General features: G+C 52.7%; 10 protein-coding genes. 5 read left to right on the top strand and 5 right to left on the bottom strand.

Going from position 1 to position 10,620, the window contains the following annotated elements; translation table 11 throughout:
* Nucleotides 1-286: 286 nt before the first annotated feature.
* From HMPREF2726_RS01695 to HMPREF2726_RS01685, 3 genes are all read left to right on the top strand, one after another.
* Complete coding sequence (locus HMPREF2726_RS01695) at nt 287-1,393, top strand: SPOR domain-containing protein (RefSeq protein WP_070601972.1); 1,107 nt, start codon at nt 287-289, stop codon at nt 1,391-1,393.
* 10 nt (nt 1,394-1,403) lie between these two features.
* Nucleotides 1,404-2,048 carry a thiol:disulfide interchange protein DsbA/DsbL gene (locus HMPREF2726_RS01690; protein ID WP_045073178.1) on the top strand — a complete coding sequence of 215 codons (645 nt, stop codon included), beginning with the start codon at nt 1,404-1,406 and terminating at the stop codon, nt 2,046-2,048.
* 214 nt (nt 2,049-2,262) lie between these two features.
* Nucleotides 2,263-3,087, top strand: a complete 825-nt coding sequence (locus tag HMPREF2726_RS01685) for an undecaprenyl-diphosphate phosphatase (protein ID WP_070601970.1) — start codon at nt 2,263-2,265, stop codon at nt 3,085-3,087.
* Between the two features lie 248 nt (nt 3,088-3,335).
* On the opposite strand, the gene HMPREF2726_RS01680 is transcribed toward HMPREF2726_RS01685, so the two are convergent.
* Nucleotides 3,336-3,683, bottom strand: coding sequence for a hypothetical protein (locus HMPREF2726_RS01680; RefSeq protein WP_003763387.1), 348 nt, complete (start codon nt 3,681-3,683; stop codon nt 3,336-3,338).
* A gap of 6 nt (nt 3,684-3,689) precedes the next feature.
* Nucleotides 3,690-3,881, bottom strand: coding sequence for a zinc-finger domain-containing protein (locus HMPREF2726_RS01675; protein WP_070601969.1), 192 nt, complete (start codon nt 3,879-3,881; stop codon nt 3,690-3,692).
* Between the two features lie 163 nt (nt 3,882-4,044).
* Here HMPREF2726_RS01675 and HMPREF2726_RS01670 point away from each other — a divergent pair, with 163 nt between their 5' ends.
* A complete protein-coding gene (locus HMPREF2726_RS01670; RefSeq protein ID WP_070601967.1) occupies nt 4,045-4,539 on the top strand; it encodes a DMP19 family protein in 495 nt (164 codons plus the stop codon).
* A 212-nt stretch (nt 4,540-4,751) separates the two neighbouring features.
* Here HMPREF2726_RS01670 and ileS read toward each other — a convergent pair whose 3' ends face one another.
* The 3 genes from ileS to HMPREF2726_RS01655 all read right to left on the bottom strand — a co-directional run bounded on the left by ileS (nt 4,752) and on the right by HMPREF2726_RS01655 (nt 9,756).
* Nucleotides 4,752-7,544: an isoleucine--tRNA ligase gene (gene ileS / locus HMPREF2726_RS01665; RefSeq protein WP_070601965.1), complete on the bottom strand. Its 2,793-nt coding sequence runs from the start codon at nt 7,542-7,544 to the stop codon at nt 4,752-4,754.
* A gap of 227 nt (nt 7,545-7,771) precedes the next feature.
* A complete protein-coding gene (locus HMPREF2726_RS01660) occupies nt 7,772-8,290 on the bottom strand; it encodes a gluconokinase, GntK/IdnK-type (RefSeq protein WP_009312795.1) in 519 nt (172 codons plus the stop codon).
* Between the two features lie 80 nt (nt 8,291-8,370).
* Nucleotides 8,371-9,756 (bottom strand): GntP family permease, encoded by a 1,386-nt coding sequence (locus tag HMPREF2726_RS01655; RefSeq protein ID WP_009312796.1) that lies wholly within the window; start codon nt 9,754-9,756, stop codon nt 8,371-8,373.
* 560 nt (nt 9,757-10,316) lie between these two features.
* Between HMPREF2726_RS01655 and HMPREF2726_RS14060 the strand changes: the two genes are divergently transcribed.
* Nucleotides 10,317-10,502 carry a hypothetical protein gene (locus tag HMPREF2726_RS14060; RefSeq protein WP_156798157.1) on the top strand — a complete coding sequence of 62 codons (186 nt, stop codon included), beginning with the start codon at nt 10,317-10,319 and terminating at the stop codon, nt 10,500-10,502.
* The last annotated feature ends 118 nt before the right edge of the window (nt 10,503-10,620 follow it).

The raw sequence follows: 10,620 nt of genomic DNA, 5'->3' as shown, positions 1-10,620 counted from the left end.
CTTGTCCTGATTTAAATTTAATCCACTATAAAAGTTTAGACGGGTCGGGTATCTTGCTGGTGTGTCCAATGCGGAGTATTCTGTTCGGGCAAAAGAAGCCCGTCGTCGGTCAATTGTCAGCGCGTCCTAACATCACGGCGGTTTTCGTAAAAACCATGTAAACAAACGGCGCATTTTTGCCCAATATAAAGGATATTGATAAAATGACCCGTCCCTGCCGATGGCAGCAGCAGATTCCTCTGCCGCCAAAAGGTCGTCTGAACGGCATCATCAATATAGGTATCTCATGAATAAGAACACTCAATACGGCAAAGGCCTTTTCGGCTTTTTCTTCGGCCTCATCCTCGCCACCGGCGTGATCGGGGGCATCCTGTATTTTCTGAATCAAGACACGCCGAACGCCTTCAAAGGTGCGACCGAGCCGCAAAAACAGCAAACCGAGCCTGAAATCCTCAAGCCGCAGGAAAAATCCAAACCTGAATCCAAACCTGAATCCAAGCCTGAGGCTGAAGAGCAGCCTGTCGTCGTTCCCGTAGAGAAAGAGCGTCCGGCAGAAGAAGCCAAGCCCGAACAGAAACGCAGCGAAGCCGACGACGATGCGGCAGCCAAAGAAAAAGAACGCGCAGAAAAAGAAGCGAAAGAAAAGGCAGATAAAGCCAAAGCCGAGAAAGAACGCGCGGACAAAGAAAAAGCGGAAAAAGAGCGTGCCGTCCATGAAGCGGAAGACGAAGCCCGCGAAGCAGAAAAAGCCCTGCGTGAAGCTGAAAAAGAAGACAAAGAATCTGCCGAACGCGAGTTGAGACAAAAACTCGCCGAGAAAAAGGCAGAGCTTGCGAAAAAACGTGCAGAAAAAGAAAAAGCCGACAAAGAAGCCGCCGATAAAGCCAAAAAGGCAGCCGAGTTGACGGACAAACAAAAAGCGCGCGCCGAACGCAAACTTGCCGAGAAAAAAGCGGCAGAGAAGAAAGCCGCCGAAGCCAAGAAAACCGAAACGGCCAAAACCAACAAACCGACCCCCGAGCAAATCCTGAACAGCGGCAGCATCGAAAAAGCCCGTCAGGAAGCAAATAAAGGCGCGGCGAAAGAAGCGAAGAAAGCCGAGGCGGACAAACAAACCGCCAAAGCCGACAACGCCAAAGCCGAAGCCAAAACAGCGGAAGGCGGTAAAAAAGTCATCCTGCAAATGGGTTCGTACGCCGACCGCAACAGCGCCGACGCGCAACGTGCCAAACTCGCCATGCTGGGCATTTCGTCCAAAGTGGTCGAGCGCACCAACGGCGACAAAACCGTTTACCGCGTACAAAGCAACAGCATGTCGTCTGAAGCCGCAAAAAACGTTCAGAAAGACTTGCAAAAACACAATATCAACAGCCTGGTGCGTTCGGCACAATAAGGAGGCGGCAATGAAACGGACAACCAAACCGGCAGCCGTCCTCCTCAGCCTCGCGCTTGCCTTTTCCGCAAGCGCGCAGGCTGCGGTCGAAGGCGTGGATTACACGGTTTTGAACAAACCGATTCCGCAACGAGACGCATCCAAAATCGAAGTTTTGGAATTTTTCGGCTATTTCTGCATACATTGCCAAAACTTTGATCCCGTCTTGCTGTCATACAGCAAAACTTTCCCGAAAGACGTTTACCTGCGTACCGAACACGTCGTCTGGATGCCTGAAATGCTGGGCTTGGCGCGGGTTGCCGCGGCGGTTAACGCTTCGGGTTTGAAGTATCAGGCAAACCCCGCTATTTTCAAAGCCGTACACGAGCAGAAAATCAATTTAGCGGATACCGCCACTTTCAAAAGCTGGGCGGCGGCACAAAAAAGCTTTGACAGCAAAAAACTGATTGCCGCATACGACGCCCCTGCCAGCCTCGCAGCCGCTAAAAAAATGCAAAGCCTGACCGAGACTTACCGTATCGACGGCACGCCGGACGTCATCGTCGGAGGCAAATATCGGGTCATATTCAGCAGCGATTGGGCGAATGGGCAGAAAATCATAGGCGAGCTGATTAACAAAGTCCGCCAAGAGCGTTCCGGCAAAGCCGCGCGCTGACGGAATTTAGCCAGGCAGTTTCGGAATGACCGCAAAAAAACAGGCGGTTTCCGAACTGTCTGTTTGTTTTGGGTGGCGTAAAATCCATAAAAACGAATACTGCTGAGGGATGGGGTAAACACCGCCATACCGCAGCAGTTTTCCGATTCTGATATCGCTTCATCCTGAAATCCAGACGGGCAAACGTCGTCTGAAAACCAAAAAAGAAAGCAATATGGACATTTTGACTCTATTAAAAGCCCTGCTTATGGGCATTGTGGAAGGCTTGACGGAATTTCTGCCGATTTCAAGTACCGGCCACTTGATTGTATTGGGCGACCTGCTCAATTTCCACAGCAACGGCAAAGTATTTGAAATCGCCATCCAACTGGGCGCGGTACTTGCCGTGATTTTTGAATACCGTCAACGTTTTACCTCCGTTTTATCCGGACTGGGCAAAGACCGCACCGCCAACCGCTTCGTGTTGAACCTTGCCGTCGCGTTCGTGCCAGCGGCAGTCGTAGGTTTGCTGTTTAGCAAACAAATTAAATTATATCTGTTTAACCCGATTACCGTCGCCACCATGTTGGTATTGGGCGGATTCTTTATTTTATGGGTCGAAAAACGCCAAAGCAAAGTCAAACCGAAAGTCAAAAGCGTGGACGAAATGCGCCCGATCGACGCGCTTGTGGTCGGCTGCGCCCAAATCTGCGCGCTGGTGCCGGGGACTTCGCGTTCGGGCAGTACGATTATGGGCGGTATGCTGTGGGGCATCGAGCGCAAAGCTGCGACCGAATTTTCTTTCTTCCTCGCCGTGCCGATGATGATTGCCGCCACCGGCTATGACGTATTGAAACACTACAAACTCTTTACTTTGCAGGATGTCGGCCTGATTGCCGTCGGTTTCATCGCTGCCTTCTTGGCAGGCCTCTTGGCGATTAAATCGCTATTGAAATTCGTGTCCAGCAAAAACTATGTTCCGTTTGCCTATTACCGCATCGTCTTCGGCGGATTGATTCTGCTGACTTGGGCGATGGGCTGGGTCAAATGGGCAGCATGATGTTGAAGCAGGGATAAGCTGCCCATGATAAAAGGTCGTCTGAAAACCTTGAAAACAAGGTTTCAGACGACCTTTGATTTATCCAGATACACCATATCGCAATAGATTCAAGCAGCGTAGGTGATTCGTCCTGTCAAATCCAGATGCAGGAATGAAAGTTCCAGATTGTCGGTTTAACGCAGGGGTCGTCTGAAAAACCATCATTTAAGGTTTTTCAGACGACCTTTTGATAAGAACTTCAGACAGGGTTATTCGATGATTTCGGTGAAGACGACGGTTTTGCCGCCGCGGGTAAGCGTGGCGAAGCCGTCCTGAAGCTGCCATATTGTGCTTGCGTTGCGGTATTCCGTGGTTTTGGTCATCGAATGGGTTTGCGTCAGTTTTTCGACCGTACTTCCCTGACGCAGTTCGACCGTCATCGGGCTGTTGCTGTTGACGTAGATGGCGGAGATGCGACTGCCGTCGGCGGCTTGGTAGCGGATGGCGTTGTTTTGCGCTTCGGCGACGACGGCGAGAGGGGCATCGGGGCGGACGGCTTTATACGAACCGCAGGCGGTACACAGTCCGAGCAACAGCAGGAGGGCGTATCTCTTCATAGCGTCTCAATAATGGTGGTGGGGAATGTGGCCTTCGAGATGGTAACGCGTTCCGCAGTAGGGGCATTCGATGTCGCTGTCGGACTGAATCGGGAGGAAGACGCGCGGATGACCGTTCCAAGTTTCGTGGTTGGGACCGGAGCAGTACAGCGGCAGGTCTTTGGGGTAGATAATGACGGTTTCGGTGTTTGCGTTCATGATTTTTCCTTGGTAAGTCCGACCTTATTGTACGATATATCGCCTGCTTGTGCAGCGCAAAAGGTCGTCTGAAAATGGGTTTTGGTTTGATAATGCTTTGGTTATAATGCGGTTTTTATGATGAATCAGCTTTAAATCCACTTTATTTCAAACGGGCTTTAACATGACGACACTTTTCCGGCAGGACGATTTGAACCCTCAAGACGCCGCAGAATTTCTCTACACATTGAGCGCGGCGTATTTGGATTATACGGATGCGGCAGGCGATGAGGAAATGCGGTGTTTGAACGACGAGCAGCACACGCTGACGGCTTACTGCTATTTGGACAGCCAAGTGCAGGAAGGCGGTTTTGTGCAACTGATTGCGGCGGGTTACGGCGAATATGTGTTCCATAACCCCGTCGCCGACAGCCTGCGCCGCTGGCGGATTAAACCGACGCCTAAGATTTTGGATAAGGCGAAGGCTTTATATGAGCGGGACGGCGCAAAAATCGAGGAGATGGCGGACGGCGGGGCATCTTTGGACGCGATTCGTGCCGAATTTCCGGATTTTGAGGAATTGGACGGCGAATATTACGAAATCGTGGACGACGATATGGCAGCGGCTGTGGCGTATGTGTTGGCGAATTGGGGGAAGTTTACGGAGATCGCGGATTGAGTGAACTTTATAGTGGCTTAACTTTAAACCAGTACGGCGTTGCCTCGCCTTGCCGTACTATCTGTACTGTCTGCAGCTTCGTCGGCCTTGTCCTGATTTAAATTTAATCCACTATAAGAAATATTGAACGGATTTCCCTGTTTGGGAGGTCGATAGCAAAAGGTCGTCTGAAAACCTGATTCGGTTTTCAGACGACTTTTTTTCAGACGGGCTTAAGCGTAATGCCGTTCTTCGCCTTTGCCGTCCACATTCTCGGCGCAGCGTTTGCAGATGGTTTCATGACCTGCGACTGAACCGATGTCGTGGGTGTAGTGCCAGCAGCGTTCGCATTTTTCGCCGTCGCTGGCTTTGGCGGTAACGGCGAGTTCGCTGCCGGTTTTGACCTCGACTTTGGATACCAAGAGGGCAAAGCGCAATTCTTCGCCTAAGGCATTCAGGTAGTCGGCGGTGGCTTCCGGCGCGGTGATTTCGGCTTCTGCCTGTAATGACGAGCCGACGGTTTTGTCGGCGCGCAAAGGTTCGATGGCGGCGGTTACGGCTTCGCGGGCTTCGCGGACTGCCGTCCATTTTTTCACCAGTTCGGCTTCGGCTTTTTCGTTGATGGGCGGGAACTCGTGCCAGGTGTGGAAGAGGACGCTGTCTTCTTCGCCGCCGCCGATGATGTCCCACGCTTCTTCGCCGGTGAAACACAAAATCGGTGCAATCAAGAGAACCAGGCTGCGCGTGATGTGATACAGGGCGGTTTGCGCGCTGCGGCGGGCGTGGCTGTCGGCTTTGGTGGTGTAGAGGCGGTCTTTCAGGATGTCGAGGTAGAACGCGCCCAAGTCTTCCGAGCAGAAGGCGACGATGTCTTTCACGGCGAAGTGGAAGGCATAGCGCGGGTAGAAGTCGCCCGCCAAACGCTCTTGCAGCTGGCGCGCCAACACTAAGGCGTAGCGGTCGATTTCGACCATGTCCGCCTGCGGTACGGTGTGTTCGAACGGGTCGAAATCACTGAGGTTGGCAAACAGGAAGCTCAAGGTGTTGCGGATGCGGCGGTAGCTTTCGGTTACGCGTTTGAGGATTTCTTTGGAAATCGCCAATTCGCCGCTGTAATCGGTGGATGCCGCCCACAAGCGCAGGATGTCGGCGCCGAACTCGTTATAGACTTCTTGCGGCGCGACGACGTTGCCGATGGATTTCGACATTTTGCGGCCGTTTTGGTCAACCACGAAACCGTGGGTCAGAAGCTGTTTGTACGGGGCGCGTCCCATCGATGAGGCGCAGCCGGTCAGCATGGAGGATTGGAACCAGCCGCGGTGTTGGTCGCTGCCTTCGAGGTAGAGGTCGGCAGGCCAGTCCAATTCTTCGCGCTGTTTCAAGACGGAATAATGGGTCGAGCCGGAGTCGAACCATACGTCCATCGTGTCGGAAAGTTTGTCGTAGTTTTCGCAATCTTCCGCGCTCAACAATTCGCTTTTATCGAGTGAGAACCATGCTTCGATGCCTTTTTCTTCGATTTTCTGGGCGATTTTTTCCAAAAGCTCGGCGGAGTTCGGATGCAGTTCGCCCGTTTCTTTGTGGACGAAGAAGGTCATTGGCGTGCCCCAATAGCGTTGGCGCGAAACAACCCAGTCGGGGCGGCCTTCGATCATGGCTTCCAGGCGCGCGCGACCCCAAGACGGGAAGAATTCGGTGTCGTCCACGGCTTTGATGGCTTTGTCGCGCAGGGTCTTACCGTCGCTGCCGGCTTTGTCCATGCCGACAAACCACTGACCTGTCGCGCGGTAAATCAGCGGGGTTTTGTGGCGCCAGCAGTGGGCGTAGCTGTGTTCGATTTTGCTGCTTGCCAAGAGGTTGCCGGTTTCTTCCAGCCATTGCAGGATGACGGGATTCGCCTCCCAAACGCTCATGCCTGCCACGCGCGGCGTTTCGCTGATGTATTTGCCTTCGGCGTTGACGGGGTTGTAAAGCTCGATGCCGTATTTGTTGCAGACGGCGTAGTCTTCCAAACCGTGCGCGGGGGCGGTATGTACCAAACCCGTACCGGCGTCGGTGGTAACGTGTTCGCCGTTGAGCATGGGAATATCGCGTTCGAGGAACGGATGGTTCATGTGCAGGTTTTCCAGCTTGTCGCCGGTGGTTTCCGCGAGGACGCTGAGGTCGTCTGAAACGAAGCCGTAGCGTTTGAGCGCGTCTTCCGCCAAATCTTTCGCCAATACCAATTTGCCTTTGGGCGTATCAATCAGTTGGTAAGCCACGTCCGCACCCGCAGACACGGCTTGGCTCGCAGGCAGCGTCCAAGGCGTGGTCGTCCAGATGACGGCAAACGCATTGCCTTCGATACCTGCCAAACCGAATGCGGCGGCAAGCGCGGCAGTGTCTTTAAACGGATAGGCAACGTCAATCGCAGGCGATACTTTGTCTTTGTATTCCACTTCCGCCTCCGCCAGCGAAGAACCGCAGTCCAAGCAGAACTGAACCGGTTTCGCGCCGCGGTAGAGATAGCCCGATTTGTAGATTTCGCCGAGCATGCGCACGGTATCCGCCTCGGTTTTGAAATCCATGGTCAGGTAGGGGTTGTCCCAGTCGCCCAACACGCCCAGACGAATGAAGTCTTTTTTCTGGCGGGCAACCTGTTCGGCGGCGTATTCGCGGCACAATTCGCGGAAACGCGCTTTGGGCATGTCTTTGCCGTGCAGTTTTTCCACCATCACTTCGATGGGCAGGCCGTGGCAGTCCCAGCCCGGCACATAAGGCGCATCGAAACCGGCTTGGGTTTTGCTGCGGATAATGATGTCTTTGAGGATTTTGTTGACGGCATGACCGATGTGGATGTCGCCGTTGGCATACGGCGGGCCGTCGTGCAGGATGAATTTCGGACGGCCTTTGGCGATTTCGCGCAGTTTTTGATAGCGTTTGTGCTCGTACCAGCTTTTCAGCCACGCAGGCTCGCGCTTGGCGAGGTTGCCGCGCATCGGAAACGGGCTTTCGAGCAGGTTTACGGTTTTGCTGTAATCGGTCATGTTGTGATTCTCTATAGTTTCGGTATTTCGGTTTCAGACGACGTTTCACTAAGGTCGTCTGAAAAAATGCAAAGGGCTATTGTAGCCGAATTGTATTGTTTTTATAAGGGGTTTGGGTATGCGGGATGGTGGCGGACAAAGAGAAAGGTCGTCTGAAAACTTGTTTTGTCGAAATGTGACCTATCTGTTTTCAGACGACCTTCCTGACAACTATTTACACACTTTCTTCACAACAAACCTTCCGCCTTAACCCACGCCAAAATATCGGCTTCTACGGCTTCGGGCGAACCGGGGTTGTCGATTTTGACGCCGTATTCGTCCGCGCCGAGTTCTTCCAGGATTTCCAGTTGCGAATCCAGCATCCCCGCCTTCATGTAATGCCCTTGGCGCGCCATCATGCGCTCGAGGTTGATGGCTTGCGGCGGTGTCAGGTGGATGAAGGCGGTTTTGCCTTGTGCGCCGCGCAGGATGTCGCGGTATTGGCGTTTCAACGCGGAGCAGGTAACGATGGTGTACGCCGCGCCGTTTTGCGCCTGTTCCGTCATCCAGTCGCGTAGGTTGCAGAGCCACGGATAGCGGTCTTCGTCGGTCAGCGGAATGCCCGCGCCCATTTTGTCGCGATTGGCTTGGGTGTGGAAATCGTCGCCTTCGGCGTAGGGGCATTGGTTGAGGTGTTTTTGCAGGGACAGGGCGGCGGTGGTCTTGCCGCAGCCGCAAACGCCCATTATCACAAAATGCGTCGTCATGTTCTCTTCCTTTGTTGGATTTGAAAAATATAAGGTCGGGCAGACGGTTTAGAGCGTCTCAAAACCGTTTTCAGACGACCTCAAACCACGGCAAACAGCAGCGCCGACACTGAAAAACCGATGGCGGCAATCAGCGTTTGGTTGACCGTCCATGTTTTCAGCGTGGTCGGTACGTCCATATCCAAAAGGCGGCCGACCAGCCAGAAGCCCGAGTCGTTGAAGTGGCTGCAACCGACCGAGCCTGCCGCGGTTGCCAAAACGACGCAGGCGAGTTGCCAGTCGTTGAAGCCTGCGGCGGCAACGGCGGGCGCCATCAATGCGGCGGCGGTGGTCAGCGCGACGGTTGCCGAACCTTGCGCGATACGCAGCGCCAATGCCACTAAGAAACAGCCCAACAATACGGGTATACCCAAATCCGCCATGCTGTCCGCCAACGCCTGACCGATGCCCGATGCGCGCAACACGCCGCCGAACATCCCGCCCGCGCCGGTAATCAAGATAACCGAACAAACGGGAGCGAGTGCGCCGTCCACCGTTTTCTCCAGCGCGCTTGCTTTTTCGCCGCGTTTTCTGCCCAAAACATAAAGCGCCACCAAAACCGAAATCAGCAGCGCGACAGGGGTCGAACCGATCATGCGCGCCACCTGTACCCAATGTTCGTCCGCGCTGACGACTTTTTTACTTATTAAGGTGGACAGCCCTGTGTTCATAAAAATCAACAGCATAGGAATCAGCATAATGCCGACCACGGTCGAAGCCTTGGCAGGCGTTTGCGGCCGGTCGTTGTCCACCGCGCCGCCGCTGAGCAAATCGGGAACAGGAACGCGGATGGTGCGTCCTAGAACCTTCCCAAGCAGATAACCGCTGACATACCAAGTGAACATGGCGACGGGCAATCCCAAAATCAGCACCTGCCCGATGTTCGCCGAATAAAATTCCGAAGCCGCAATCGGACCGGGGTGGGGCGGCAGGAAAACGTGCATCACCGAAAACGCGCCGATAGACGCCAGAGCATAAGGCAATACGTCCTGCTTCATGCGCCGCGCCGTCGCGAAGACAATCGGCAGCATCACCACCAATCCCGCATCAAAGAAAATCGGGAAACCGAAAATCAGCGACGCCACGCCCAAGGCAAACGGCGCGCGTTTTTCACCGAACATCCGAATCAGCGCATCCGCCAGCGACTGCGCCCCGCCCGAAGTTTCCACCAGCCGCCCGAGCATCGCGCCCAATCCGACCAGCAAAGCCACGCTGCCGAGCGTACCGCCGAAGTTTTTCAACAGAACGTCGTTCACAATCTTATCCATCGGCAGCCCCGTCGCCACCGCCGTCAGCAGGCTCACCGACACCAGCGTCAACAGCGCATGGACACGCAGTTTCACAATCAACAGCAAAATCAGCACAATCGCCATCGCCGCAATACCCAGCAGCCAGCCCGCGCTCAAAGTCTGAGTCCAACCATCCATTTTGAAGCCTTTCTTTGTAATCAGAATACAAGGTAGTTAATGTTTTTCAAACGTATTAAATGAACATAGCACGATTTGCAACGGGGCGGTATGGCGGGTTTTTGAGTCTATAAGCGTCTAATTTTTAGATGAATTTTAATGATAAATGAGAGGCAAAATAGAGGGTGAAAAAGACAAGGTCGGATGAGGTATCCGATAAGGCGGAGAGATCGTCTGAAAGTTTCTTTATCGGGTGTCGAACATGAAATATTATGCAAAAAAGGTCGTCTGAAACTTTCAGACGACCTTAAGTTGGGAAAAATCCGATATGTGGGTTGGGACGTATTCAAGGATGTGGGTTTATATAGTGGCTTAACTTTAAACCGACGGCGTTACCTCGCCTTAGTTCAAAGAGAACGATTCCTCTAAGGTGCTGAAGCACCAAAGTGAATCGGTTCTGTACTGTCTGTACTGTCTGCGGCTTCGTCGCATTGTCCTGATTTAAAGTTAATCCACTATATTTAATCTTTGGAGGTGTTTTTCTTTTTGTTTTTATAGATTATGTATTTCGAGAACATGAAATGCATCAAAATGACCACAAGGATGGCTTTGATACTGTCGGGAAGGAAATGGTCATCACCAAGGAAATATTTAGGATCAATGATATAGAAGCTCAAGACAAAATTTACGGCGGTAACGATGAAGCTGGATGCAAAGCAGCTGATACAGAATACTTTCCAGTGCCGCCTGCCAAACTTAGCCAATAATCGTAAATTCCTTTTGTAATTTTCCCAAAACTTTTTCATATCGGCATCCTTGTGTTTGTTTTTTATATTGACAGCGACGGTATGTATAGTCAATTAAAAACAAAATAGTACAATACTC

The sequence above is a fragment of the Neisseria sp. HMSC074B07 genome, from assembly GCF_001810355.1.
GTDB lineage: Bacteria > Pseudomonadota > Gammaproteobacteria > Burkholderiales > Neisseriaceae > Neisseria.
The sequence above is the reverse complement of the archived record's forward strand: the minus strand, read 5'-3'. Positions and strand labels throughout refer to the sequence as shown.

What these genes read in the sequence shown, in the direction of transcription:
- HMPREF2726_RS01695 (WP_070601972.1), top strand. Translation starts at nt 287, where the DNA reads ATGAATAAGAACACTCAATACGGCAAAGGCCTTTTCGGCTTTTTCTTC.
- HMPREF2726_RS01690 (WP_045073178.1), top strand. Translation starts at nt 1,404, where the DNA reads ATGAAACGGACAACCAAACCGGCAGCCGTCCTCCTCAGCCTCGCGCTT.
- HMPREF2726_RS01685 (WP_070601970.1), top strand. Translation starts at nt 2,263, where the DNA reads ATGGACATTTTGACTCTATTAAAAGCCCTGCTTATGGGCATTGTGGAA.
- HMPREF2726_RS01680 (WP_003763387.1), bottom strand. Translation starts at nt 3,683, where the DNA reads ATGAAGAGATACGCCCTCCTGCTGTTGCTCGGACTGTGTACCGCCTGC.
- HMPREF2726_RS01675 (WP_070601969.1), bottom strand. Translation starts at nt 3,881, where the DNA reads ATGAACGCAAACACCGAAACCGTCATTATCTACCCCAAAGACCTGCCG.
- HMPREF2726_RS01670 (WP_070601967.1), top strand. Translation starts at nt 4,045, where the DNA reads ATGACGACACTTTTCCGGCAGGACGATTTGAACCCTCAAGACGCCGCA.
- ileS (WP_070601965.1), bottom strand. Translation starts at nt 7,544, where the DNA reads ATGACCGATTACAGCAAAACCGTAAACCTGCTCGAAAGCCCGTTTCCG.
- HMPREF2726_RS01660 (WP_009312795.1), bottom strand. Translation starts at nt 8,290, where the DNA reads ATGACGACGCATTTTGTGATAATGGGCGTTTGCGGCTGCGGCAAGACC.
- HMPREF2726_RS01655 (WP_009312796.1), bottom strand. Translation starts at nt 9,756, where the DNA reads ATGGATGGTTGGACTCAGACTTTGAGCGCGGGCTGGCTGCTGGGTATT.
- HMPREF2726_RS14060 (WP_156798157.1), top strand. Translation starts at nt 10,317, where the DNA reads ATGCATCAAAATGACCACAAGGATGGCTTTGATACTGTCGGGAAGGAA.